We start from the raw sequence: 25,803 nt of genomic DNA, 5'->3' as shown, positions 1-25,803 counted from the left end.
ACGTCACCACGCCCTAGTCAGGGACGCGCATCTTTTTGAAGAGCTGGACGAGGGCGCGCTGCTCCTCTGGGGAGAGCGGGGCAAGCATTTCGGCCGCGGCTTGCCGGTAGACCGCGTCTTCGTCGTCATAGACGCGCGTGCCGGCCTCGGTGAGTTCGGCGAGCCAAACGCGCCGGTCGGCCTCGCTACGGTGTCGGCGAACGAGACCATGGTCTTCCAGGCGGTCAACGAGCGGGGTGACAGCGCTCTGGCGGACACCGAGCCGCTCGGCAATCTCGCCCATGCGCATGGCGCCATGGAGGCCGATCGTGCCGATCGCAACGAGCTCCTGCTTGCTGAGCGCGGTGTGGGCGGCGCCCCGAGCCCCGGCGATCTCGGTAAGCCGCCCTCCGACACGCCGGATGGCGTCGGAGAAGAAGTCGAGCGAGGCGGGGTCGACAGACATGGGGCAAGGCGCGGAGAAGGAGCCTAAGATCGCACGTTGCACCCTCAACGCGCTTTCTTTTCGATTTTTGAAACATCCGAAATGCGAAGCGGTTCTTTGCGAACCTCGCTTACCCGCTGTCTACCAGTCTGTGCTCATGCCTACTCCCATCACCGACGCCCCGGTCCTCGTCACGGGTCTAACCGGCTACATCGGCTCGTATCTCGCCGCGGACCTCCTCCGCCGTGGCTACGCTGTGCGCGGCACGATGCGCAATGCCCAGAAGTTCGAGCGCGTCCGCGCGGCTCTCGCTGAGCACGCGCCCATCGACAAGCTGACTGTTGCCGAAGCGGATCTCCTCGATGCCGGCTCGTGGCAGGCGGCGGTGGAGGGCGTGACGCATGTCCACCACGTTGCCTCGCCCTTCTTTGTCGTCCAGCCCGAGGACCCCGACGAGATGATCGTGCCAGCTCGCGAGGGCACGCTCAACGTGCTTCGTGCAGCGACCGAGGCAGGGGTGCAGCGTGTCGTGCTCACGTCATCGCTCGTGGCCGTCGCCTACGGGTTGAAGGCGCCCCCTGCTGGTTCACTCGACGAGTCGCACTGGACCGACACCACCGTTGCGGACGACGTCACGCCTTACATCCTAAGCAAGACGATCGCCGAGCGCGCGGCGTGGGACTATGTCCAAGACACCCCAGGCGCACCCGAACTGGCGACTGTAAACCCAAGCCTCGTGCTGGGGCCGCTGATGACCGACAACCTGAGTGCCTCGCACGTGGTGGTCTCGAAGATGATGAAGGGCGAGATGCCCGGCATGCCGAAAATCGGCTTCGAGGTGGTCGATGTGCGCGATGTGGCGAACCTCCACGTCCGCGCCATGGAGGCGCCCGAGGCAGCAGGCGAGCGCTACCTCGCCGCGGGCGGCTACCGCTCCTTCAAGCAGATTGCCGACGCCATCCGTGAGGCAGCGCCGGCCTATCGAAAGAAGCTGCCCAAGTTCGAACTGCCCGACTTCGGCATGCGCCTGTTTGCCCTCGTCGACAAGGAGGCACGCAACGTGCTGTTCGAGCTAGGCAAGCGCCGCACCGTCAGCAACGCGAAGGCGCGCGGACTTGGCTGGACACCCCGCACGCCTGAGGAAGCCATCGCCGCCAGCGCCCAGGCGCTCATCGAGCAGGGGGCGGTGTAGCTACCGGCTCGCCGCCAACGGCTGCATACAAGGCGGCTTGAGAGGGGCGACTGGGGCCAGTTCCATCCGGCGAATTCGCTTGTGCGTGCCGCTGCCATCGGTTTGCTTCTGCGACCTGCGACCTGCGACCTGCGACCTGCGACCTGCGACCTGCGACCCTCAGAACCGCACCTGAAGCTGTAGCGTGAGGTCGCGCACCTGTGAGCCTTCGACCTCGTCCAGCCCGGAGCCGACGGTGAAGCGGTCCTCGAAGCGCGTCTGGGCGAGCTTGGCCTGGAAGCGCACGCCCTCGGCAGGCTCGACGGTGGCGAGGAGGTAGGCGCGTGTCCCGCGTCCGCTCAGGAGCACGTTTGAGAGCACGCCCGTGGCGTCGGACTCGAACTGGTAGAGGCGCGCGTCGAAGCCATCGGTGCGGAAGAACGTCAGCCGACCGTCCAGGCGGAGCCAGCGCGCGGTCTGCCAGCGCACGTCCTGGAAGACGAGCGAGCCGTAGCTGTCATCGAAGCCTGCCTCCTGGTAGCGCGCGATCTCGGCGCGGGCCCGCAGCCGCAGCGCGCGGTTGGCGACGTAGCTGCCATGCAGCCGCAGCGTCTGCCGCGTCTCGGAGGTCAGTCCACCCACGACGGAGCCATTGGGATCGCTCACGTCGGTGCCGATCTCGCGCGTCTCGTGGCGGCCCTGCGCGTAGACCGTGAGCCAGCGCGCAGGGCGATGCTCGACGTAGAGCAGGGCCTCGTAGCCCGTCGCTGAGCGCGGGACGGTGAAGCGGAGGTACGGGAAGCGGTATTGGTCAAAGAACCCCGTGATCGTCCACGTGGGCGAGGGGCGGAGGCGGAGGCCGAGGTAGAGCCCGGTCTCGTTCTGCGTGGTGCCGTTGCGCTCACCGAAGGCGTAGCCGTGGAGGCTCACGAAGTCGCGCGGGAAGTGCCGGGCGACGGCCAGCGCCTCGACTTCGCGCCCGAGCTTTTGCAGCGCCCCGACGATGCCGCCGACGGCCCCGCCCGGCGCACGTGCCACCTCGCCGAAAAGCTGCGTGCCGCCTGCCTCGCCGCGCGGGCGTAGGAGCGTCACGTCGAAGTAGGCGCTCAGCATCGCTGCCTGGTCGCCCTCGAAGTCGAAGCGCTGAAAGTCGCGGTCGCCACGCTGGATCGGGTTGTCGAAGCGCGCCGAGTAGCCGACGAGGCCCACGGTGGCGCGGGGGAGGCGGAGTTCGGTCGCCCCGCCGAAGAGCGTCTCGTCGAGGGCGTCCTTGCGGGCGCGCTCGGTAGCGGTGCGGTGCAGGCCCGTGATCGGGAGGCTCGTCGCCACGCCGTCGATCTCGGCGGCCGGCTGCCCGGCCAATGAGCCCGCAAGCGAGGTGTCGGCTTGCACGATGGAGGCGTCGAGCGAGCGCCGCGAGCCGAAGGCGCTCACGTAGAGTTCGGGCGTCACCGCGACGGTCGCCGCAAGCCCGCGGAAGAACTGGTTCTCGTCAACCGAGCCGTAGGGCCGGATGCCGCGCGACGTCCGGACGATGGGCCGCAGTTCGCGCCCTTTGCCGAAGCCACTCGCCCGCCACAGGGCCACGCCCTGCCCAAACTCCGCCGTGAAGTCGCCCACCACGAGCGCGTCGATGCGCCCCGCGTCGAGCAGCGCCACGTGCATCGAGGCGAAGTCGTAGCCGTAGCTGCCGGAGCCCGGGTCCCAGGCGAATTGCTCGCCGGGGTCCTTTTCGAGCGTGAGGTTGGCCGAGGCCTGCCGCCGGTACGTCGCGCGTACGCGGGTGTAGACGCGCTCCGGCGAGCCGATATAACTCGACCGAGTTGAGTCGTCGCGCAGTTCGTCGGAGTAGCCGCGGCCCTCATCGAGGCGCCGCTGCACGCGTTGACGGACTTCGTAGCGCGCGCCCTGGAGTATCTGGCCGAAGCTCGGCGCGGTGGGAAACGCCGAGGGCGTGGGTGTTACAACATCGAGCGTCTCGCCGATGGTGAGGTAGGGCCGGGCCGCGAGGAAGACATCGACGGTGACGCCTTCGATGGCGCGCAACTCCGGGATCGAGTCGAACAGGCCGAGCTCGTCGCGGAAGCGGACGATCGTCTCGGCGAGGAGCGGCGAGATGACCGGGATGAGCGCGAATTCCTCAGCCGTCGCGCTGTTGATGTCGAGCGGGTTATCGCGGAGGTCTTCGAGCGCCTCCAGCAGCACCGTCGGGTCGCCAGAGACATCCTCGTCCACGAGCGATTCCAGGACGGCCTCTTCAGGAGGCTCCGCGTCCGTCGAGTCTGCCGGCACTTGCGCGAACGTGATGGGCGCGAACAGGGTCAGGAGAACGAGCCAGAAAGCCAGCGAAACGAAGCGAAAGCAAAGCCAATCCCGCCGAGGGGTTCTGCGCTGCAACCCGCGACTGTTGGCCTGCGACTCTCGACCTACGACCTGCGACGCGTGGACCATGACCTAAAACCGCACCAGGAGGTCGATAGCGGGCGTCCAGCCGAGCGCCTCATGGTTTTCGAAGGCGAGCGCGGCATGTGCGCGGCTGAGGTCGACGCCGGCGCCCAAGCTAATCCGGGCTGGCGCGGTCGTGAAGCCAGCCCGCACGGCGAGCACCTCCACCGGGCGGATCTCCAGCCCGCCGCGCACCGACGTGTCGAAGTCGTCCACGCCGCGATCCACGGCGAGCAGCACCGTCGCTGCGTCGATGGGGCGATAGGCGAGGCCGACTTCGAGGCCGGGCTCGGTTGAGAGCGGCGCTTCGAGGCGGGCGCCGTCGTCCCGTGGGGCTAGGAGGTTGCGCGCATGCACGCCAAACGTGACGCCGCGCAGCACGTCTACGAGCGCACCCGCGGAGAGCGTGAACGTCGAGGTCGAGCCGAAGTCGCCGCCGAAAGCGAGGGTGTGAAGGCGGGCGTGCAGGCCGAGGTGGATGCGCCGCGAGCGGCTCAGCGGCACCGCGCGCGCGACGCCGAGGCCCAGCGTCGTCTCGCGGTAGTCCTCGAAGCCATACGTGCGTGCGGTCGCGGCGGCGGTGCCGTAGGGCGTTGGCACGGCGGCGGCGAGGCTCACGATGCGCAGCTCGGACAGGCCAAACGGCTGGCTGGCGAACAGCGCCACGGAGCGCGCGTCGAGCGTGCTCCACCCAGCCGGGTTATGGTGGTTCCAGGTGTCGCCGGGAAGCGCGACCGTTGCCCGGCCTAGCGATAGCGAACGCGCGCCGCCCTCGGCTAGCTGTGCTTGCGCGGCGGGGAGGGCGCCGAGCAAGCCCGCGAGCAGGATCAAGCAGCAGGCGAAAAGGCGACGACAGACGATCATGCAGGGCGAAGGCGTTGGGATGGCGGACCGTCGGTCGTGGTGCTAAGTTGCACCGCCAAGCTACGAGGCCACAGCGCCGGGGGCGGCGTCGCGGGAGTATACCCCACGGTATGCGAATGCTGACGGGCTGCCAGCGATTCGGTCTCCCTCGCTGCGCAATCGGTCTCCAGACGCCCCACGCCTACGCGGCCTCACCTCGCTGCCACTCGTTCCATGCGCCGTCCGTCGTCAACCCATCTGCTTGGTCTCGTGCTGGGTATCGGAGCACTCTGCGCCGGCGCGACCTCAGCGCTGGCTCAGAGCGGCGAGTTCAACTGCAACGTCTCGGTCAACTACGAGTCGATCAGCGGCACGGAGTACAACTTCCTGGAAGACCTGCGGGACGACGTGTTTGAATACGTCAACAACCGGTCGTGGACGGAACTCTTCTTCGAGGAGATCGAGCGGATCGGCTGCGACATCGCCATCACGATCCGCGACGCGGAGTCGCTCAGCCGCTTCCGCGCCGAAATCTTTGTGCGCAGCCTGCGGCCGATCTACGGCAACAGCGTCAGCACTACCGTCTTCGCCGTCGCCGACGACACCTGGACGTTTGACTACAACCGGGGCCAGCCGCTCATCTACGACCCCAACCAGTACAACTCGCTCACCTCGGTGATCGACTTCTACATCTTCCTGATGCTCGGCTACGACTTCGACACGTTCGAAGAACTGGGAGGGACGCCCTACTTCGAGCAGGCTCGCGAGATCGCGGACATCGCCACCGGCCGCGGCGTCGACGACTGGGTCGCCATCGGCGACGACCGGAGCCGTACCACGCTGATTCAGCAACTCCTCGACCCGCTCTACGTCCCGCTGCGGCGCGCCTACTTCCAGTACCATTTCGGGGCGCTCGACCGCTTCGCCACGCAGCACGAACAGGCCTGGGAGACGGCGTTCGAAGCGCTCACGGCGGTCTACGGCGTCTTCGAGGAGTTCAACCAACTCCGCTACGCCATTGACCTGTTCATCACGGCCAAGAGCGACGAGATCGTGAACCTCTTCCGCGAGGCCGATCAGCAGCGCAACGACCTCTACGACATGCTGATCGACATGAACCCGAGCAACCTGCAGGTCTACCAGGGCCTGCTCGAAGGGTAGGGAAGTCGCCGACCCGCATCGCCTACGACCGCGCTTCACTTCTCGACGCCCTCGCCCTGCACATCGGTGGACTTTCGCTTTCTCATCGCCCGGCGCCTGCTGGCCAGCCCGCGCCGCGTGTCGCTCGTCTCGGTGCTGAGTGGGCTGTCGGTCGCAGGGGTGGCGCTCGGGGTGACGGCGCTGATCGTGGTGCTGAGCGTGATGAACGGCTTCTTCGGCGTCGTGCGCGACCTGCTTGTGTCGTTTGACCCGCACGTTCGCATCGTGGCGACGGCGCAGCATGAGGGCCTCGCCGAGGCCGACTCGCTGCGCGCCCTCGTGCTCGACCTGGAGCACGTCGAGAGCGCGACGCCGTATGTGCAGGGCAAGGCGCTGCTCGCCGCGGACAACGGCGGGGCGGACAACAAGGTGGTGATCGTGCGCGGCGTGGAGGCGACGCACCTCCCGAGCGAGACGGGACCAGGCGCCGCCGTCATCACGGGCGGCTTCGACCTCGCGACGGCCGACGGGCAACCGGGCGTTGTCATCGGCGGAGCACTCGCCAGTCGCCTCGGGCTCTATCCAGGCACGACGCCCACACGCGGCTCGCGCATCGACTTGCTCTCGGCGCCGGCCCTGGAGCGGATGCTCGTGCAGTACCCGTTCGGCCTGCCCGCAGCGGCGCGCTTCACCGTGCGCGGCATCTACGAGATGGACGAGGTCTTCGACCAGTCAAATGTGTACGTGGACCTCCCGCAGGCGCAGCGCCTCTTCCGCATGGGCGACCGCGTCACCGGCCTCGACCTACGCCTCGACGACCTCGACCGCGCTGCCGAGGTGAAACGCACGCTCCAAGCTCAGCTCGGCGAGCGCTATACGGTGCAGACGTGGTATGACCTCCAGCAGTCGCTCTACAGCGTCATGCGGCTGGAAAAGTGGGGGGCGTCGCTCATCCTCGCGCTCATCATCGTCGTGGCGGCGTTCAACATCGTCGGCAGCCTCACCATGATCGTGATCGAGAAGCGGCGCGACCTTGGGGCCTTGCAGGCGATGGGTGCGTCGCAGCGCGACATCCGGCGCATTTTCTTGATCGAAGGCCTGCTCGTCGGTGGGCTTGGCGCGGGGCTTGGCCTCGTGCTTGGCCTCGGCATCGCCTGGGCGCAGCAGCAGTTCGGACTCGTCAAGCTCGCAGGCGCCGAGTCGTTCATCATCGATGCCTACCCGGTCGACATTCAAGCGCTCGATGTCTTGGGTGTCACGCTCGTTGCTCTCGCGCTCTGCGTCGTCGCCTCGCTCTACCCTGCGGCTCGTGCGGCTCGCATTGAGCCGGCCGATGCTGTCCGGTGGCGCTAGCCGGTTGCCGTGCCGGGTCAGAAGTGCGAAGTTCGAGGCGCTGTTGCAACCCCAACTCCAACCCTCACCCCTCGCCATGCTCGTTGCTGGAAACTGGAAGATGAACACCGACTTCGAGGGGGCGCTCGAACTCGCCGAGGCCGTGGCGGACGCGGTCGGCGAGCCTGGCGAGGGCGTCGACGTGGCAGTCTGCCCTCCCGCGCCGCTCCTGCTGGCGGTCCTCGACACGCTCGGCGAGTCGGACATCCTCCTCGGTGCCCAGACGATGCACGAGGCTGACAGCGGGGCCTACACCGGCGAGTCGTCCGCGTCGATGCTCACGTCGGTGGGGTGCGTGTTCGTGATCCTCGGGCACTCAGAGCGACGGCAGTATTTCGGCGAGACGGACGACGGAGTGAGGCGCAAGGTCACGCAGGCATTGGCGCATGAGCTCGTGCCGATCGTGTGCGTGGGGGAGACCCTCGCCGAGCGCGAGGCGGGCGACGCCGAGGCCGTCGTGCTGCGCCAGCTCAGCGGTGCTTTCGGCGAAATGGAGGCGTTGGCGGCGCCGGACGCGGTGGTAGTGGCCTACGAGCCCGTGTGGGCCATCGGCACCGGCCGGACCGCCTCGCCGGGCGACGCCCAGGCGATGCACGCGGCCATCCGCGCGTGGATGACCGAGCGGTTCGGAGAGACGGGCGCCGACGTTGAACTGCTCTACGGTGGCAGCGTTAAGCCTAGTAACGCCTCCGAACTCTTCGCGCAGCCCGACATCGACGGAGGCCTCATTGGAGGGGCAAGCCTGGATGCGTCGTCGTTTGCCGCCATCGCTCGGGCCGCTGAGGCGGCGGTCGATGCAGGCACATGAGGGGGAGCAGGCGCGCGAGGCTGTCCGACAGGACGAGGGGCCGTGTGTCCCTGACCTGGTGGGTAATTCCCTGGCTGGGCGCGTTGGCGCTAGTCCTCGCAGCCTGCTCCGCGCCGGATCGCCTCGACGACGTGGATGCCGGTCGTACGCTCGTCTACGACCCCGACGAGCCGGTCTTCGACCTCGATGCCCGGCTGCTACTCGCCGAGCATGTTGAATCCGGTGTTGAATCCGATGTGGACAGCGCTAAGACGGTTCCTCTGCAAGCGCTGGTCGCCGTCGAGCCGAGCACCCTCGTGGCCGAAGCGGACGGGGTCGAGGAGGAGCGCGTCCGCGTGCGTTACCAGCTATCGGTGCTCGTACGAATTGCTGGAACGCGAACGACAGTGCGCGAGCAGCTTTGGGCGGACACCCTGAGCGCCAGCACCGCCGACGGGCTCCGTTCCCTCACAACGGCGATGCACGAAGCTCGCTTTGCGCTCGCGCCGGGGCTATACCTAGTCGAAGCACGGTTGGACGACCTAAGTACGCAGCGCGAAGCCGTGAGGCAGCTACGGATTGAGGTGCCGGACACCAGCGCTCCAGACTGGAACACTGAAGTGCGCGTCGGGCGCCTCCAACTCGAGCGGAAAAACGGCGACGGGTATGCGCCGTACCTCGGGCGAACGCTGGCGACTTCTCCCGAGTCGCTCCGAGTCCGGGCCACGGTAGTCACTGGAACGGACCTTCCAGTCACGCTACACGTCGAGCGACTGCCGAGCGACACGACGGTGGCGCGGCCGCCGCACTGGCTGGGTCCGCAACGTGGTTCCCTTGCCTACCAGGGCGTCCGGATGCGCGATGGTGTTGTGGTGGCGCGGCGTGAAGCTGTGCACGCAGGCGGTGCTGCCGACCATGTCCTCATGGTGCCGCCCATGACGCCCGGGCTCTACAAAATCGCAGTCTCTATTGGGGAGCCCGAGGGGCTAGGAGCAGTGTCCGCCCGGTATCTCACCGTGCTTGACGCTGGGCATCCACGCATGGAGACCATGGACGGCCTCATCGAGAGCCTCGCGTTCATGGCCTATGAACGCGAGCGCGCTTTCATCCTGGAGGCTGAGGCTCCGGAGGAGCGCCGCGCCCGCTTCGACGCATTCTGGGGGGCGCTGCTGGGCGATCGTCGGGTGGCGGCCAACGTGCTCCGTCTCTACTACGAGCGCGTCGAGGACGCCAACCGCCGCTTCTCAACCGTGAAAGCAGGGTGGAAGACAGACCGGGGCATGCTCTACGTTCTCCTGGGGCCGCCCGCCTACGTCGAGCTCGATCCCATGGGAGAGACGTGGTACTATGGAAGCGGGCTGCGCCAGGACGCGACGGCGTTCAGCTTCAGGAGGGTCGACGATTTCGGGCAGCCGGCGGGCTGGCAACCCTACGTTCTGCAGCGTCAGGCAGCGTATGAAGCCGTTTGGGCACGGGCGCTCCGGCAGTGGCGCACGGGACGTGCTGGGTAGGCATGTTGTAGTCCAGGCGCTACATGGCCGTGCCGGTAGCGTGCAGAGGGGCAGGCACGTGTCCAGGCCATGGATGGGCGTGGCGTAGTCGCTGGGATTTTGAAGAAAACGCAAGAGCCCGCAATCAGGTGGGTAGGGAGCCGCGTTCACGGGTCGTTCACAGCGAGGAGAGGGATCGCAGGAGAGGTGAAAAAGAACCACCCGCCCGAGGGGAGGAAAAAAAGTGCCTATCATACAGCACCGTGACCTTCGCAGAAGCAACGGCGGCCTACCGGGTCGCGTCGCCCCCGCGCGTTCCGTGCGAGAACGCTGTTGCGAAGAGGTGTCGCCCCACCACCTAGAGGTGAATGACCGCAGCCACAGGTGCGGTCCGTTGCCCCCTAACCCGATTGATCGTCAGGATGGGTTGTCCCGTCTCGTCCGTTGTCTCGTCCTGCGTCTCAAAACTGGTATGATCCATGCGGGACGTATGCCACGGCGGTGGACCCATCACCCGTCCCTTTCTCCAATCACCTGACAGTCTCTGCTGACCGCGCTGCGTGGCGCCCCGATCGCCCCCACACCCCCGTCGGGATGCCCTGCCGCGTCGTCATAACCCCGCTGAGAGGAAGCAGCCGCCCGCTCTTTACCGAGCTTCGTAGCCTCCATACTCGCACGATCCACACCCATGACTTGGTTCTCGCCCACCCGGCGTGAGTCCGCACGGCTTCAGGAGCAGCCCGGCCTCGCCCAATCGCTTGCGTTCGTCCTTCTCCTTCTGACAGGCCTGGGGGTAAGCACGCCTGGTGCACACGCTCAAGGAGGGGGCGCTATCGATGGCCTGACGCTTGGTCTCGGCCTCGGGGTCTACCAGGGCGAGCTTGACCGCAATGCCTCGAGCAACCCCATCGAATACTTCGCGCTGGCTGAGTTTAGTCTCTCCGTCCACGCCGACCGCGCCCTCTCGCCGTTGTTCATGGCCGAGGCGGGCCTGGTCTACCACCGCTTCAACATCGACGTGGATGCGGACAACAGCATGGGGGTGAACGTCTTCGCCTTCGACGTGAACGCGGGCCTGCGGGTCGGGCTCTTCGGTCGGCCCGGGTTCGTGCGGCTCCAGGCTGGCGTGGCACCCACGATGGTGTCGACGACCTACAATTTTTCGACGCCTGACGTGTTGGAGTCGCGGGGCTACGTGTTCGAGCAGACGAGTCCGCGCTTTATCCTGACGTTCCCGGTGTCCATGATCTTGCAGGACGCTTGGCGCTTCGGCATCCGCTTCATGACGTCTGACTTCCTCGATAGCGCCCAGCGGCGCACGACCGGCCCCGATGTGATCTCGTCGATCCACGTGGGCTACCGATTCCGCCTCTAGCTTCTCACTCACCTGACTCCTGGCGCTCCGCCATCGCAGGCGCTTACGCCTGTTGCAACTCTGCCTTCTTCTCGGCGCAGTTGCCCCGCCACCCTCACCTGATCCCACGCGATCTATGAAGACCTCTACGTTTTTCCTCCTCGCGCTGCTGCTGGCCTTCGGTCCTGCAGTGGGCGCTCAGTCGCTGCTCCTCAAAGCGGGCCCCGCTGTGACCCAGGCCCCGGACGCAGATCCAGTCACGCAGGCCGGGTTCCAGATTGGCTCCCGCATTTGGCTGGCCGAGTTCTTCCAGGTACAGGGGATGCTCGGCTACACCGACGAGGCGAGCGCCGAGGTGACCATGAACGTGCGTCCGTTCTCCGGGGCGCAGCGCTTCGAGCCGTACGTCTTCTCGGGCTTCGGCCTCTTCTTCAGCGGTGACGACCACCGCTCGGTGATCCCGGTGGGCATCGGCATGGACTACTCGCTCAACGAGCGCGTGGCTCTCAACTTTGAGCTGGCAGCCCGCTGGACGCTCTTCCGTGACCTCACGCCGTCGCCCGGAGCTCGCAACGGCCTGCAAGAGCTTGGGTTCGGCGTCTTCCCAGCAGTGGGCGTGAACTACACCTTTGCCAAGGCATCGCGCTACGACCCCGAGGTCATCGCAGAGGAGCGTGCTATCGAGCGGGGCCAGATCGCACGCCGCGACTTCCCTGAGCAGGATCCTACGATTGTCTCGCGCGACGCGACGGCTGGCGGAGGCCAGGTGGCGGCGCCGAGCTATGGCACGCCCCAGGCGGGCGGAGGCGCGGTGTCGGCGCAGCCCGGCATCACGTCGGAAGGGCAACCGGGCTACGCGCCGTCGGTCCAGTCGGGACAGTCGGTGGGTATGCCGGTGCAGGGTACCGTCGGCCGGACCGTAGCAGACCCGGCCGCCCGGCAGGGAGCCCTCAGCGGCTCCTACCAGGTTCCGGGCGCGGCCGCTATCGGAGGCGCCGCGGCACAGCCGGTGGGCCTCCCCCAGCAGGGCGGCTTCCCCCAGGGCGGCGGCGTCCAGCCCGCGGGCGTGAGCCAGGCTGGCGACATGGTCTTGGTTCCGGACGGCACCTACACGATGGGCCTCTTCGAAGAGGACCCACTCGGCCTCCAGACGCAGGGCTTCAAGCGCGTCACCGTGTCCTCGTTCTTCATCGACAAGTTCGAGGTGACCAACATGCAGTTCCGCCAGTGGCTCCAGGGCCTCGCGCCGTCGGCCCGGGAGGCGATGACGCCGGACTCGATGGCGTGGCAGGACGCCGGTGGCCGCGCCAACTTCCAGTCTTACTTCCTGGGTCAGGCCTACAACGACTACCCCGTGGTGGCGGTGACCTGGGACCAGGCCAACGCCTATTGCCAGGGCCAGGGCAAGCGCCTCCCGACCGAGGCAGAGTGGGAGTACGTCGCCCGCTCAGGCGTGTCGGGCGGCATCTACCCGTGGCCCGGCCAGTCGCCGCAGGCGCCCAACGGCGGCTACTACGCCAACTACAACCCCGGTCGCGCGGGCTATGCCGCGGACGGCTACGCGTTCACCGCTCCCGTCGGCGCCTTCCCGTCCTCGCCGTGGGGCATCTTTAACATGAGCGGCAACGTCGCCGAGTGGACCCTCGACGCGTACAACCCGACTTACAGCGTGCTCGCTGACTTCAACCCACGCTGGGTAGATGACCGTGAAGCGCGTCGCATCGTGCGTGGCGGCTCCTGGGCCGCCGAGGACTTCTACATCGGCGTCGGCGTCCGCGAGGCGTTCGACATGAACGACGCGAACATCTACACCGGCTTCCGCTGCGCGAAGGACCTCGGCAGCGAGTTTGGTCCCGCTCCAGGCCAGGCGCAGAGCGGTAGCGACCCGGCTGGCGGCTTCGTGCCTCCGGTCCCGCCCCAGGGCGGCCAGCCCAGCGACAACGGGGACCAGAACGGAGGGGGGCAGTAGCCTCGTCCCCCTCACCCTCCAACCACAATACAGGTAGAACACAATGGCTGAAGCACAATCCAAGTCGATGTCCCGCGTGAACGGGTTCATTGGTCTCCTCGTGGGCGTCTTCGGGGCCCTCGCCATCATCGGCGTGACCGCGAAGATCCTCAAGTGGGACTCCGTTCTCGGCTTCGACTACAACGACGTCATCCTGGTCGGCTTCCTCGGGGAAGCAGGCGCCTTCGTGGCCATGGGCGTCTTGGCGCTCATCCAGGGCCTCGCGGCCAAGGGGACACCCACCAAGGCGCTCGGTGCTGCGGGCGAGCCGCTCCTGCTCAACTCGCCGGAGAAGTCCGAAGAGTTCTATCGCCAGGTTCAGGAGATCGCTACTACCGAGGTGCGTCGCATCTTTGGGACGATGGGCGAAGACTACAAGCGCATGAACGCCGAGGTCCACCAGGCCCTCGTTGCCTCGGTGAAGTCGGGCATCTCGACCGAGCTGAGCCAGCTCACGACCGGCCTGGGACAGGTCATGGGTGAGCTCTCGGGCGATGTGCAGAAGTTCGGCTCCGAGATGCGTGGCATGAGCCAGGAGATGAGCCAGGCGCGTACGTCGGTGGCGCAGATGCGCCAGACCCTAACACAGACGGCAACGGGCTCGCTGCCGCAAGACGCGCAGCGCCTCGGCCAGGGCATGAACGCCCTCAGCCAGGAAATGGGCGCCGCCGGTACGCAGGCCGAGGCCATCCGCTCCGAGCTGGAGCAGGTCGCCCGTCGCTTCCGCATGTTCAACAACCCCGGCGTCTCGACGAACGGCAAGGACGGAGCGTCCGCCGAAACGTACGTGTCCCGCGCCTAAAACCGACGAGGTATCCCTATGTCTGTAAAAGACATGCGGTACAACGTCATGCTGGCGTTGTACTTCCCCATCCTGCTCTACGCGATGAGCACGTTCGACCTGGACGACAGCACCATCGCCGTGGGCAACGTGCAGCCCTACCTCGACGCTGAGGAGACGGTCGTGCTCGGCCAGCCCTTCCAGGCGCGCGCCATGCTCGCCGTCGGCGCGGGCGAGGGCCTTTCGCTCAGCGGCTCGGAGGCGTTCATGGCTTCGGGCGACTCGATGTTCGTCATGGAGACGGGCAACCTCCTCGCGGAGAACGAGGACGTCAAAGAGGTCGAGTATGCCGCAACGATGACCGTCCCGCAGATCGGCGGTGGCACGCGCGAAGTGCCGATCACCGGCACGTTTACGGTGCGCCGACCTGAGATCGTCGCCGTCAACGCGGGCGAGGTGGCGCTTTATCGCCAATGCCGCAACGAGGTCCGCATCGACGTGCCGGGTCTGGAAGATCGGCCGCTCATCCTCAACGGCACCGAGGCGCGCACGCTCACGCTCGCGCCCAGCGGGCAGACCGCAGGCATCCGCGTTGAGACGCCAGGTCCCGACGGCAACGTCTTCCTGGGATCGAAGTCGTTCGCGGTCATCGACCCGCCGCGTCCGGAGATCCGGGTCGCCAACGCAGGCCGCGCCGTCAACAACGGCGACAACCTGCCGCGCGGACGCTTCGCGCTCAACTTCTCGGTCCAAGCCGACCAGGAGTTTGCCCAGCGTTACCCGAGCGATGCTCGCTACGGCGTAGGGAGTGCCACGGTGTACATCCGGCGCGGCCTCACCGCCTCGGAGCGCCTCGGCACCTACAACCTGAGCGGCGGTCGCCTCCCTGCCATCCGTGCCCTTGCCTCGGCGCGCCCCGGCGACCGCATCATCGTCCAACTCAACAACGTGTATCGTCTCAACTACGCAGGCACGTCCGTTGGCGTCTCGCTTAACGAAGGCAGCCGCACGTTCAGCTTCACGATTTCGTAAGCATGCCCGAACCCCGTGCTCCGGCGCTGTGCCGGGGCACGGAGCTTCGGCCTCACCGACCCGACTGCATTATGTCTACCACCCTCCGTCGTCTGGCCCTGGTGGCGCTCGTCGCGCCGCTCCTCCTGGCCCAGGCCATGTTGGCCCAGGGCAACTGGCGCCAGACCGTCGAGATCATCGTCCCCGTGGAGCGCGAGAACGAGCAGAACGTCACTGGCGTTTTCCTCGACTCGCTCGTCGCCTACATCGAGACCGACGACCTCCAGGTCCGTCGCGACCGCGAGGACGAGACGACCTACACGCTCGCTCAGATCGAGGATGACCTCAGCTACGAGGGCCTCTTCCTCAGCAGCGCCAACCGCGTCTTCATCACCTACCGCATGGAAGGCAACTCGCGTGGCTTCCGGTCGAGCATCGAGGAGATCTTCTTCATCTACCGCCCCGATGGGGAGTACGCCGATGTGGACATCCCCGTCCTCTACGTCGATGGAGAGAACACTACGCTGAAGCGGCTCCTCAACAACAGCGGCACGAACATGCGCTACAACGAGGCGGCCTTCAAGCCCTTCCGCGACCAGATCGCCATGCACCAACTCGCCAAGACCTCGGACGCCGTGATCGTCCGCTACGGCGAAAACGGGCAGTACGTGATCTACGAGGAGGCCGAGTCCGAGCGCGAGCGTGTCCGTCTCGTGAACGTGATTCGTCGCTTCATCGACTAGCAACCGGATCGCTTGCGCGCAGGCTTTGCGCTCAAGCACCAAGTTCCTGGCTTCGCCGGGATTCCAAGGCGGGGTGCGCTGTTTCTACCTGGGCGCACTCCGCCTATTTATATCTGGGGACTTCGTATTTAGAGGATCTCCGTTCCCGATGACGCGGCCACGATGGCACCGCTCAGAGCCGGATGCCGAGCACGCCTGCATAGGTGGTATGCCGCCCAATCTTGTTGTCCCCGAACGGGATGTAGATAAACTCATCGGAGAAGTCGAGCCAACTGGCTCGCACGCCGAAGGACAGGCCGCGCGAGGGTGTCACGTCCCAGACCACGCCACCAGTGAGCGTGAAGCCACCCAGCGCGTTCGCCTCGCGCCTAAGCGTGGCCTGCTGCTGTCCTGCAACCGTCCATCCGAGGACGTAGGTAGCACGTAGAAACGGAGCGACTGGGGCCGCAGAGAAGTCGTACTGGGCGCCGAGGCCAAGAGAGAGGTAGAGCGGATCATAGTTCGGGACGTCCGACCGTTCCTCAAGGCGTTCGTACGGGCCGTAATTCTCGAGGCCCAACTCGACCACGCCGTACCACGTGTTCGGCCACGCCTTGACTTCGATGAGACCAACTCCGCGCAGTGCATAGGTCGAGCGGAACGCATCGGCCTCCTCCAGCGCCGTGTCGAGGACGAACGAGGCGGCCAACCGCTCCACCCCAAAGCTCCCCTCCACGGCGAAGTGCAGCGCGTAGCCCGATTGCTGGTCCACGCGGTCAAGACGCGGCGTGAAGCGATAACCGGGCTCTGCGCACGTGTTGTACTGCACCGTGAGGTCGACAAGGTCGCGCTCCCTGTAGCGCGCCTCTGCCACGCCGTCCAGCAGGGCGCGACACGACTGGAAGGCCCGATTGAGCGTGCCGACCCACAGCTTCAATTGCCGTGACTGGGTAGGTCCACGCTGGGACGTGACCTCAAAGAGCCCCTCGATGGGGAAGTCGGTCCCCTCGATGTAGTACGTGTCCGCGCCGGTGTCGAGGTGGTGCACGTACAGCGTGCGAGGGCCTGGGACGAGTTCACGCAGGAACGTGTGAGCCCCGCGGGTCCCTTCCGTGTTGAAGTCGATCCAGCGATGCACGAAACGGGTGCCGCCGTCGATCTGGTAGCTCTGGGCCTCGCGGTGGGTGAAGGTGGCGGGGGCAGCGCTAGGGGTGGCGCGGAAGGTGACGCCGCGCATCTTTTCGAAGTCAGGCACGAGTGCGATCTCCCCGCGCAGCGTGTCGCCCTCCACGGAGACAACGGTGCCGGGGGCAAAGCGAACGTCGTCTTGGGCAGCGAGTGGGGGGGTGAGAGTCCCGGCGAGGACTGCGAGGGCAGCGAGGACAAAGCGCATGAGCGGGAAGCAGCAGGGAGGAGGGAAGTAACCTGGAAAACTAGGACCAGCGCCGATAGGGTGGGCGCGAAGAACCGTCGGAGATCAGGACCATCGCGGGACGTATTCTGTGCCATACCACGGACGGCAGTATGGCTTCATCGACCAACGGCTCCGCTTCGATCAACGGCTCCGCTACGGAACCCCTTCGCATTGCGATGTGGTCAGGACCGCGCAACCTCTCGACGGCGCTCATGCGGTCGTGGGGCAGCCGAGCCGACACGGTTGTTGTGGACGAGCCGCTCTACGCGCACTATCTCGCCGAAACCGGTCTCGATCATCCTGGCCGCGCTGATGTGCTCGCGAGCCAGCCGACTGATTGGCGTGTGGTTGCCAAACAGCTCACAGGACCGGTGCAGGAAGGCGCGCCGATCTACTATCAGAAGCACATGGCGCACCACCTGCTGCCGACGGTCGGGCGTGCGTGGCTGGATGCGCCTAGCTTCCGTCACGCGTTCCTCTTACGTGAGCCTGCGGCCATGCTCGCTTCCCTCGTGAAGGTGCTCGGGCAGGACGTGCGGGTCGAAGACACCGGCCTGCCGCAACAGGTCGAGCTGTTCAGGCGGATCGCTGACCGGGACGGCTTGGCGCCGCCCGTCGTTCGAGCGCGTGACATCCTAGCCGACCCAGCTTCACGGTTGCGTGCGCTTTGCGATGCCCTCGGTATTTGCTTCGACCTGGCCATGCTCTCCTGGAATCCAGGACCCCGCCCTACCGATGGGGTGTGGGCCAAACACTGGTACGGGGCCGTGGAGCGCTCGACAGCGTTCAGCCGGCCGCATACAAAGACCGCTGAGGTTCCCTCGTCGTGCGTATCCGTCTTGGTGCAGTGCGAGCGGTTGTATGGTCAACTTGAACCGTTTGCCCTGGGGGTGACTTTGTAGAGTCGACCTATATTCGTTCGTCGTGCTGTCTTTCAGGCTGCGTTAATTAGGAATACGTGCTTCCCGCTGGGCTCATGCGAGCCGCCCGGCTTGCGAGCATCGGTAGAGAGCAGGATGCAGGTGACGGCAGCCAGCATGACAGCTGAAGAAAAAAGCATAGCACATGGCGAGGTCGTGGGCGAAACCTCGCACGGGTAAATAAGGGGGCAGCGCGCTCCGCTCACGCTCCAGCCACATAGACTCCTACTCTCCCGCTATGACGCGCTTGCACCTCGCCTTCCTCTCAGCTCTTGCCCTGATCGCGGTGGCCTGCGCCCCGGTCCTCGCACAGGACGGTACCACCGTTGGCGTGCAGGATGGCAAGTTCGGGATCGGCTTTTCATCGGCCTACCCATCCTACGGGATAAGTGGGGCCTACTACCACAACGAGTACCTCACAGGGTCGGTGGTCGTTGGCGCGCTCGGGACCGTGACCGCGTACGGCGGTCGCGTGTGGTATCGCTTTCTGCGCGACGTGCCCTACGACGTGTATGCCTACGGGGGACTTGCAGCCTACCGCGTGGACGTGGTCTTTGCGAGCGAGACCGCCATCGGGTACGGCGCAGGCGCGGGCATCGAAGCGAGCCTGAAACAGCTCTTCAACAGTGAAGACTTCCCGCCCATCTTCGTCAACGCCGAGGTCGGCTTCGCCGGAGCGAACTGGGACACCTACAGCGGCTTCTCGGCGCTAGCGGTCGGCGTGGGGGCCCACTTCCGTTTCGGCAAACGCTAGATCAGGGTCCTGCTACACTACCCCAGGGCGCTTGCAGGCTCGTAACGATACGGTAATACAGTGGCAGCTATTCTAACAGGCGTCTACTCAAGTCCGGTTGGTTCTTGGCTGGGTAGATCATGCCAAGCTATTCCATGCTTCCTTGCTCCATTTCCATGTACACCGCCCGTCTCTTTGCCCTGACGCTGTTGACCCTATGCGCCACTAGCGCCCTGGCACAGACGAAGCCCATTGTGGGGACAGCTCCTTTCTTCCGTAGCTCCGCGGTCACCCCTGCGACGGCAGCGGAGGCACAGGCGCTCGTCACGAATGTGCTCGTAGAAAGCGACCGATTCATGGTCGTAGAGGTGGAGCAACGCACGGCCATCGAGGACGAACTGTTCGCCCAAGGGGACGACGCCTACCTGGATGGCGTAGTCACGGCCGTCGAGCCGATGGGCGCTGAGTACCTCCTCTTCGGAACCATCCTCGACGTCTCGGCGCGGGAGCAGGTCAGCGACGGAACGCGGACGTACGCCGGGAGCGTCACTTACGAACTGCGTAAGGTGTCCGTGGGCACCCGCGAAGTCGAGTGCCAGCAGACCATTCAAACGGACGTGGCGGACCAAGCCGTCAGCGCCGGGCGCGGGGGCCTGGTGGGACTCGTCCGAAAGCAGGCCGGTGGATTGGTCGGGCGCGCCGCCGCCGCCGCGCTCAACGCTGACTCACCCGACGCCGCAATTACGGCCGCGATCAACGACTCCAGGAGTCAGGTGCAGAGCTTCCTTGACACTTGCTTCCCAACGACCTACGAGGTGCTTGCCATCGAGCGCGAAGGAGACGGCGGGCGGATCGAGGAGGTGCTGATCGGAGGCGACAGCGACGGGCTCCGCGCTGGGCAGTCGCTCGATGTGGTCGAGTTGCAAGTGTTCGAGATGAGCGACGGGACGGTACGCACCCGGGAGCGCCCGGTGGCGTCGCTGCGCGTGCGCGATGTGCAGGGCGAAGGGTTCGCCGTGTGCTCAGTACGCGGGCGCCGCGACCAGGAAGCCCTACGCGACGCCTTCGCCGAGGGCACGACCCTCGTCGTGAAGGTCGCCGACTGACCCTCGGACGTTTCAGTTTATCGATCCTGCCACCTTGCCGCGTGCGATGCACGTCAGGCTCGGCGCCCACTCTCTCTCACCGATGCCATGACTCGATTCAGCCCGTTTCCAGTCTCGACGAGGCAGGCGCTCATTGCAGCCATCGGGACCCTTCTCCTAGCGGGACTTGGCGGCTGCGGTGGCACGCCTCCGGCTCCGCCGAGCGCTGAAGTGCTCTACGCGGGGCGCGCAGACCGTGGTACGATCACCCTCCGCGCGACGGGCTACGGACAGCGTCCTGAGGACGCCATCCGCCACGCGGAAGAAAATGCCTTCTGGACGCTACTCTTCCGCGGCGTCCCCGGCTCGCCGCAGGCTACTGCCATGGTGCGCGACACCTCGCGTCCTGAGGACAGCCCGCATGCGGCCTACTTCGACGAACTCCTAGCGGGCGGGCGCTACGCCACCTTCCTGACGGAGTCCTTCACCGAGGGCGAGCCCGTGCGAACCCAGAACGGACGCCGCGCTCAGGTCACCCTCACCGTCAACACGCAGGCGCTCCGGCGCGATTTAGAACAGCACGGCGTCCTGCGCCAGTTTGGTTACTAGCCCATGCAGACATGCTACCGAGCAGGGTGGGTCCTGCTTCTTCTCGCGGTGCTCGTGCCGCCCGCCATCGCCCAGCCTGAGCCCGTCGCGCAGGTGCAGCCCAGCATCATGGTGGTGCCCTTTGCCCGCGAAGGCGAAGACCTCCGCACCCTCATCGAAGCCGACGCCGACGTCGGCATCACGCTCACCGTCGTCCAGCGCGCCTTCGACGCCCGCGGCTTCACGACCGTCGACGCGCTGGCCTACATCCGCGAGATGACGCGCGACGATGCCATGATGCTCGGCACCCAAGAGAGCCTAAAGCAGATGCTCATCGACAACGCCCCGACCGAGATCTACCTCGAAGTGCGCACGTCGGTGGAAGACACGGGAGCAGGCAGCCGCGCGGCCGTCCAGGTGAACGCCATCGACACGGCGACAAGCGGCGCGCTCGCCAACGACGTGTGCCGCAACGCGCGGCCCTTCCGCACGTCGGACCTCGGCCGTCTCGTCGAGAACGCCCTGGACGACTGCCTGGACAACCTCCTCGACACGATGATGGGCAAGTTCGACCAGGTGCGGTCGAGCGGGCGCAGCCTCGACATCACGATCCGCTTCGGTGCGGACTCCGACCTCGACATGTACACTGAGATCGGCACGCAGGGCGACGTGATCGCGGACGCGCTGGAGGACTGGATGGACGAGAACGCCTACCAGAACAACTACCGCATCCGCGGTTCGAGCGACCTCAGTCTCGAAGTGGACGACTTCCGCATCCCGCTGCGGGAGCCGGGAACGGACCGCAACTACCGGCCCCGTACGCTTGGCCGCGCGCTACGACGCTACATCACCAACGAACTCGGCATCGACGCCCGGATGGATGTCCAGGGTGCCAACGTCTACATCACCCTCGGATCCTGGAGGTAGCCATGCGCCCCGCACTTCTTCTCCTGCTCGCGTTCGCGGCCGGCAGCCTTCTGGCGCAGCCCAGCGACCTCGACGACCTCGCGCGCGTCTCGCTCTCCGTCGTGACGCCTGAGAGTCATAGCGACCTGAGCGAGGCCCAGCTCAGCAGCCTCCGCAACACCGTCGTGCGGATGGTCACGGCCAACGGGATCTCCGGCGACGGCACCAACGCCGACATCGTGATCTTTCCGGTGGTCGACCTCTACGACAAGCGGACGGTCGAGGGCATGCGGACCCTCACGGTGATCCAGGGCGAGCTGAGCCTGTTCGTCAAGAACGTGGTGCAAAACGTCACCTTTGCCTCGTTCAGCACGCCGCTCCGGGGACAGGGCACGAGCGAGCGGCAGGCCGTCACGAGTGCGCTGCGCAGCGTAGACGCCGACAGCCGCGCTGCCGCTGACTTCTTCGACACGGCGCGCCTGCGCATCGCGGACTACTATGCTGAGGAGTGCGACCGCCTCCTCACGGAAGCGCAGACGTTGACCACCGCGCAGTTCTACGACGAGGCCTTCGGCATCGTGATGAGTATCCCCGATGTGGCGTCGGACTGCCATGCCCGCGCCCAGCGCGCCGCCACCGAGGTCTTCGATGCCTATCGCCAGCAGCGCTGCGGCGCGCAGGTCCAGGCAGCCCAAGCCGCCCTCGCCAACAACGAACTGGGACGCGGGCTGCGGCTGCTCGGCAACGTAGACCCGTCGTCTGAGTGCCGCGACGAGGCGTCCCGGCTCGCTCGCAGCGTGGCGGCCGAGGCCGACGCCCGCGACCGCCGCTACTACGAGGCGCTCCAGGAAGCCTACCGCACGTCGGCTGACCTTGAGAGCCAGCGCATCGACGCGTCGCGGGATGTGGCCGTGGCCCGAGCGAAAGCCGCCGGGCGTGTCGCGCGGGTCTACTACAGCTACCGACGGCCTACCGTCACCTACACCACGCTCGTCCGCACCACCACTGTGCGGTGAGTCGGGGCGGCCACCCAGTACCATCCAACATTGGACTCAGAATCCTATGCGCCTACTCTACGGCATATCGTTTACGCTCTGCGCTCTTGCTCTGTCTGCCTGCGACTCAAGTGACTCCAACAACCTTTTTGGGGGTGACGGACCGCAATACGACGACCAATTCGTCCGAGCTACCATCGGCGGCGATGCGTGGCAAGCACGCGGCCTCGCCAACCCTGGCGACCTCGGGCTGGTCTTCTTCGGCAATGAGGTTGACTTTGCCGGGACCGACATCTCAGATGGGGAGGTCACATTCGTGTTCGGATCTAGCTTGCCCATCAATCTCGTCGAAGCTGGCGCGCGCCTTGTGCAGGTCGCGGCGTACATCGTTCGCGTCGATGAGATCGAAGAGATCGATGACGACCTGGTCGCTTCAGGCCGCAGCGAGGCCGTCTTCGTGACGACGCTGGTGGACAGCGACGGGAGGCAGATCACGGACCCCGACTTGGAACTGCCCATGATCAACTACGTCGCATGCGATTTCTCTCGCAGCGTGTCCGACGACTGCGAGGACGGTACCGGCGTCTTCACGGCGGTGGGCGGTGACATCGAGATCGCCTTTACAGAACTCTCCACATCCTCCCTGGTCGGCACCTTCTCTGCCACGCTCAGGAGCGAAGGGGGAGCAGCACAACCGTTGTCTATTTCCGGGGGCGCTTTCAACGTCGACGTGGTGGAGACGCCCACGGCTGCACTGCCGTCACCATGGAGGCAGCACTTCTCCTCGGCTGTAAGCAGCGCTACACAATAGGTCTTCTGGCTCAGACCATTGTGGCGCCTCAGCGGCACGCAGGATGTGGTGGTCCTGCGTGGCGCTTTCGTTCAAGTCCGATCTATGGTTGAAGGCGATAGCTGGCGGCGGCGTCGGGGCGGCCCCATGCCTCGTAGAGTTGGGCGAGGCGCTCGGTGTACAGGGGGATCTGCTCGTGGTCGGGGCCGAGCGACGCGACGATGGCATCGTGGCTGGCAACCAGGAGGCTTTCTGCCTCCGCATAGCGGCCCTGAGCCGTCCGAAGCTCGCCAAAGTGCGCCTGATGCCGCGTGGCGACGTAGACGCGGATCCCTGCCGTCGACGGCAGGGCGGGGACGCACTGCTGGTAGAGTGCTGCCGCCTCCGCGAGCGAGCCGGAGTCGAGGAGCAACTCGGCGAGTTGGCAGGTTGTCGTGACGGTGTAATAGTGATCAGGACCGAGCACCTGCTGGAAGACGGGTAGGGCCGCGCGCTGCGTGGCGAGGGCCTCGTCTAGCTTCTCCTGATCGCGAAGGACGAGCGCGAGTTGGTTGCGCGCCACCGCCGTGTTCGGGTGGGCTTCGCCGACAAGCCGGGCAAAGATGTCGCCCCCTTCGCGCAGGGCGGCCTCGGCCCGCTCTAGGTCGCCCGTCTTGCGTACGATGGAGCCGAGCATGAGCAGGCCAGTGGCGACTTGGATGTGGTCGTTGCCAGTCGCGGCTCGGCGTATCCGTAAGGACTCCGTGAGCATCGAGTCCGCAATCGCATGTTCGAAACGCGAATCATGAAGCACGGCTAGGTTGCCGAGCTGGATCGCCACGCGGACATGCTCGGGGCCGAACACCTCGCGGTCCAAGGCCAGGGCCTCGCGGTAGAGCGGTTCTGCCTCCTCGGGCCGACCCTGGTTGATGTAGCTCGTCCCGAGATTGGTCAGTGTCTGGGCGAGGTCCGCCTTGCTGCTGTCATCGGAAGCGCCGCGTTGCACGGCGAGGGCCGCCAGCAAGAGGGGCTCGGCCTCGTCGTGGCGAGCTTGCTCGGTGTAAAGGACGGCCAACTCGGACCGGAGCGAGACTAAGTCGCGAGCATCTGGGGGCAATGTCTGTTCGAGGAGGGCCTCGGCTTCGAGGAGGGCCGCTTCCGCTTCGGCGAAGTCTCCCTGGAGGTAGCGCGTGGTGCCGATTCCGTAGAGCGTCTCGGCGCGGTCGAGCGGGTTGTCGAAGGGGCGCTGGAGCGCGAGGGCGCGTTGCAGCAGCGTGTCGGCGGCTCCATAGCGGCTCAGGCCGGAGTGCACGCGCCCGAGGACGGTGAACATGCGCGCCTGGAGCTGCGGTTCGCCCGCGAGCGCTTCGGCTTGGGCGACCCCGTTCCGAAGGAGGTCCTCGACCGTCACGTCGCCGGACTGAGCACTCATCGGGTTGCTCGTCTCGAAAAGACTCACCAGGTAGTCGGTGATCCGTTCGGCGGTCTCGGCCTCAGCCACCGCCGCGTCGCGGGCGTCAGCGAGACGGAGCGTGTAGAACGTCACGAGCGCGGTGACGAGGGCCAGCACAATAACCACGGCGGAAAGTCGCTGGCGGTGACGGCGGAAGAATTTCCAAGAGACATACCCGAGCGTGGCCGGCCGAGCGTCAAGAGGGCGGTTGGACGCATATTGGTCGAGGTTACGCAGGAGCGCTTCCACGGAGGCATAGCGACGGGCAGGGTCCCGCTCCATCGCTTTGAGGCAGAGCGCATCGAGGTCGGCCCATGCGGCAGCACCCAGCGAGGTTGCGTCAGGCGGAGTAGCGTTCTCAGACGCCGTCCGAGCCAGCCGGGACGGTGGCGGCGCCTCTGCTTCGAGCAGCACCCGTTTCACCTCAGCCTCCGTGCCGTCCAGGTCGTACGGGTGTCGCCCGGCTAGCAACTCATAGAGCAACACGCCGAGGGCATAGACGTCGGTGTAGGTGCCGAGCGCTTCGCCGCGAAGCTGTTCGGGCGCCGCGTACGCGGGCGTCATGAGCCGAAGGTCGTCGACCGCCCCAGCATCGTCGCTCTCATGGCCGAGCGAGTCGAGATGCCGGGCAATGCCGAAGTCAAGCAGCTTCACCATGGACTTCCCGTCGGGGCCCGGTGAGACGTAGACGTTGGAGGGCTTCAGGTCCCGGTGGAGGATCGCCTGCCGATGGGCGTATCGGACGGCCTCGCACACGGCGCGGAACAGGCGCAAGCGTTCCTGGACCGAGCAGCGTCGCTCGGTGCAATACGCCGTGATCGACGCGCCCTCGACGTACTCCATGACGAAGTACGGTGTGCCCCGCGGTGCGGCCTCGTTGTCGTCCGCGACGTCTCCGGTGTTGTGCACTCCCGTGTCGTACAGGTGTGCGATAGAAGGGTGTGAGAGATCCGCTAGTGTCTGTTGCTCGCGCTCGAATTGGGCGAGCCGCGCCGGTGAGAGCGTTGCGTCCCGGAGTATCTTAACCGCGACGGTGCGGTCGGGGTCGGTGCGTTCACCGAGATACACCGTTCCCATGCCGCCCTCGCCCAACACCCGAAGCAGGGCGTACGGGCCCACGTGGTCCGGCATCGCGGCGTCATACCCGAAGACATTCTGGGCCATCATGGGCAGGCCTGCCTCCATGAGCGCACCAAAGCCTCCCGGCGCGTCCAGGTCGATGTCGCGGGTTGCCGCGAGCGTACGAAGCGCCTGCTCCAATGCAGGGTCGTGTTCGGCCGCCGCCTCCAATTCGCGGGCTCGTTCTTCGGGAGAGAGCGCCTGGGTGTCGTGAAGAATGGTGCGTAGACGCTTCGGTGGGGGTGGCATGAGA

The 25,803-nt window shown here is 66.2% G+C and carries 22 protein-coding genes; 17 read left to right on the top strand and 5 right to left on the bottom strand.

Annotated features, from left to right (window positions below; all coding sequences use genetic code 11):
- Nucleotides 1–13: 13 nt before the first annotated feature.
- Nucleotides 14–445: a MarR family transcriptional regulator gene (locus tag AAFU51_10510; protein ID MEO1571690.1), complete on the bottom strand. Its 432-nt coding sequence runs from the start codon at nucleotides 443–445 to the stop codon at nucleotides 14–16.
- Nucleotides 446–581: 136 nt separating this feature from the next.
- Between AAFU51_10510 and AAFU51_10505 the strand changes: the two genes are divergently transcribed.
- Entirely contained in the window at nucleotides 582–1,616 is a 1,035-nt protein-coding gene (locus AAFU51_10505) for an aldehyde reductase (GenBank protein ID MEO1571689.1), read from the top strand.
- A gap of 159 nt (nucleotides 1,617–1,775) precedes the next feature.
- Here the strand turns inward: AAFU51_10505 and AAFU51_10500 are convergent, their stop codons facing one another.
- Nucleotides 1,776–3,887 carry a helix-hairpin-helix domain-containing protein gene (locus AAFU51_10500; GenBank protein ID MEO1571688.1) on the bottom strand — a complete coding sequence of 704 codons (2,112 nt, stop codon included), beginning with the start codon at nucleotides 3,885–3,887 and terminating at the stop codon, nucleotides 1,776–1,778.
- 162 nt (nucleotides 3,888–4,049) lie between these two features.
- Complete coding sequence (locus tag AAFU51_10495) at nucleotides 4,050–4,904, bottom strand: hypothetical protein (GenBank protein MEO1571687.1); 855 nt, start codon at nucleotides 4,902–4,904, stop codon at nucleotides 4,050–4,052.
- A 213-nt stretch (nucleotides 4,905–5,117) separates the two neighbouring features.
- On the opposite strand from AAFU51_10495, the gene AAFU51_10490 reads away from it, so the two are divergent.
- The 9 genes from AAFU51_10490 (at nucleotide 5,118) to AAFU51_10450 (ending at nucleotide 15,589) form a co-directional block, all read left to right on the top strand.
- Entirely contained in the window at nucleotides 5,118–6,044 is a 927-nt protein-coding gene (locus AAFU51_10490; GenBank protein MEO1571686.1) for a DUF4835 family protein, read from the top strand.
- Between the two features lie 66 nt (nucleotides 6,045–6,110).
- Nucleotides 6,111–7,376 (top strand): FtsX-like permease family protein, encoded by a 1,266-nt coding sequence (locus AAFU51_10485; GenBank protein MEO1571685.1) that lies wholly within the window; start codon nucleotides 6,111–6,113, stop codon nucleotides 7,374–7,376.
- Between the two features lie 76 nt (nucleotides 7,377–7,452).
- Complete coding sequence (gene tpiA / locus AAFU51_10480; protein ID MEO1571684.1) at nucleotides 7,453–8,223, top strand: triose-phosphate isomerase; 771 nt, start codon at nucleotides 7,453–7,455, stop codon at nucleotides 8,221–8,223.
- Between the two features lie 83 nt (nucleotides 8,224–8,306).
- A complete protein-coding gene (locus AAFU51_10475; GenBank protein ID MEO1571683.1) occupies nucleotides 8,307–9,713 on the top strand; it encodes a GWxTD domain-containing protein in 1,407 nt (468 codons plus the stop codon).
- Between the two features lie 667 nt (nucleotides 9,714–10,380).
- Nucleotides 10,381–11,067 carry a hypothetical protein gene (locus AAFU51_10470; protein ID MEO1571682.1) on the top strand — a complete coding sequence of 229 codons (687 nt, stop codon included), beginning with the start codon at nucleotides 10,381–10,383 and terminating at the stop codon, nucleotides 11,065–11,067.
- Between the two features lie 115 nt (nucleotides 11,068–11,182).
- On the top strand, nucleotides 11,183–13,015 hold the full coding sequence (locus AAFU51_10465) for an SUMF1/EgtB/PvdO family nonheme iron enzyme (GenBank protein MEO1571681.1): 1,833 nt from the start codon (nucleotides 11,183–11,185) through the stop codon (nucleotides 13,013–13,015).
- 67 nt (nucleotides 13,016–13,082) lie between these two features.
- Nucleotides 13,083–13,856: a hypothetical protein gene (locus AAFU51_10460; protein MEO1571680.1), complete on the top strand. Its 774-nt coding sequence runs from the start codon at nucleotides 13,083–13,085 to the stop codon at nucleotides 13,854–13,856.
- A gap of 18 nt (nucleotides 13,857–13,874) precedes the next feature.
- Nucleotides 13,875–14,867 carry a hypothetical protein gene (locus tag AAFU51_10455; protein ID MEO1571679.1) on the top strand — a complete coding sequence of 331 codons (993 nt, stop codon included), beginning with the start codon at nucleotides 13,875–13,877 and terminating at the stop codon, nucleotides 14,865–14,867.
- Nucleotides 14,868–14,938: 71 nt separating this feature from the next.
- Nucleotides 14,939–15,589 carry a hypothetical protein gene (locus tag AAFU51_10450; protein ID MEO1571678.1) on the top strand — a complete coding sequence of 217 codons (651 nt, stop codon included), beginning with the start codon at nucleotides 14,939–14,941 and terminating at the stop codon, nucleotides 15,587–15,589.
- A gap of 172 nt (nucleotides 15,590–15,761) precedes the next feature.
- Here the strand turns inward: AAFU51_10450 and AAFU51_10445 are convergent, their stop codons facing one another.
- Nucleotides 15,762–16,961, bottom strand: coding sequence for a hypothetical protein (locus tag AAFU51_10445; GenBank protein ID MEO1571677.1), 1,200 nt, complete (start codon nucleotides 16,959–16,961; stop codon nucleotides 15,762–15,764).
- A gap of 131 nt (nucleotides 16,962–17,092) precedes the next feature.
- Between AAFU51_10445 and AAFU51_10440 the strand changes: the two genes are divergently transcribed.
- The 7 genes from AAFU51_10440 (at nucleotide 17,093) to AAFU51_10410 (ending at nucleotide 23,020) form a co-directional block, all read left to right on the top strand.
- A complete protein-coding gene (locus AAFU51_10440) occupies nucleotides 17,093–17,884 on the top strand; it encodes an HAD family hydrolase (GenBank protein ID MEO1571676.1) in 792 nt (263 codons plus the stop codon).
- A gap of 256 nt (nucleotides 17,885–18,140) precedes the next feature.
- Complete coding sequence (locus AAFU51_10435) at nucleotides 18,141–18,656, top strand: hypothetical protein (GenBank protein ID MEO1571675.1); 516 nt, start codon at nucleotides 18,141–18,143, stop codon at nucleotides 18,654–18,656.
- A gap of 155 nt (nucleotides 18,657–18,811) precedes the next feature.
- A complete protein-coding gene (locus tag AAFU51_10430) occupies nucleotides 18,812–19,741 on the top strand; it encodes a hypothetical protein (GenBank protein MEO1571674.1) in 930 nt (309 codons plus the stop codon).
- Nucleotides 19,742–19,828: 87 nt separating this feature from the next.
- Nucleotides 19,829–20,329, top strand: coding sequence for a hypothetical protein (locus tag AAFU51_10425; protein MEO1571673.1), 501 nt, complete (start codon nucleotides 19,829–19,831; stop codon nucleotides 20,327–20,329).
- Nucleotides 20,330–20,332: 3 nt separating this feature from the next.
- The gene (locus AAFU51_10420) at nucleotides 20,333–21,235 is read left to right on the top strand and encodes a DUF6175 family protein (GenBank protein ID MEO1571672.1); all 903 of its coding nucleotides are present in this window, start codon (nucleotides 20,333–20,335) and stop codon (nucleotides 21,233–21,235) included.
- 2 nt (nucleotides 21,236–21,237) lie between these two features.
- Nucleotides 21,238–22,230, top strand: a complete 993-nt coding sequence (locus AAFU51_10415) for a hypothetical protein (protein ID MEO1571671.1) — start codon at nucleotides 21,238–21,240, stop codon at nucleotides 22,228–22,230.
- Nucleotides 22,231–22,276: 46 nt separating this feature from the next.
- On the top strand, nucleotides 22,277–23,020 hold the full coding sequence (locus tag AAFU51_10410) for a hypothetical protein (protein ID MEO1571670.1): 744 nt from the start codon (nucleotides 22,277–22,279) through the stop codon (nucleotides 23,018–23,020).
- An 82-nt stretch (nucleotides 23,021–23,102) separates the two neighbouring features.
- Here AAFU51_10410 and AAFU51_10405 read toward each other — a convergent pair whose 3' ends face one another.
- Complete coding sequence (locus AAFU51_10405) at nucleotides 23,103–25,799, bottom strand: serine/threonine-protein kinase (GenBank protein ID MEO1571669.1); 2,697 nt, start codon at nucleotides 25,797–25,799, stop codon at nucleotides 23,103–23,105.
- Between the last annotated feature and the right edge of the window lie 4 nt (nucleotides 25,800–25,803).

It is taken from the genome of Bacteroidota bacterium (assembly GCA_039821555.1).
In the GTDB taxonomy this organism is placed as follows: Bacteria; Bacteroidota; Rhodothermia; order Rhodothermales; family Rubricoccaceae; genus JBCBEX01.
The sequence above is the reverse complement of the archived record's forward strand: the minus strand, read 5'-3'. Positions and strand labels throughout refer to the sequence as shown.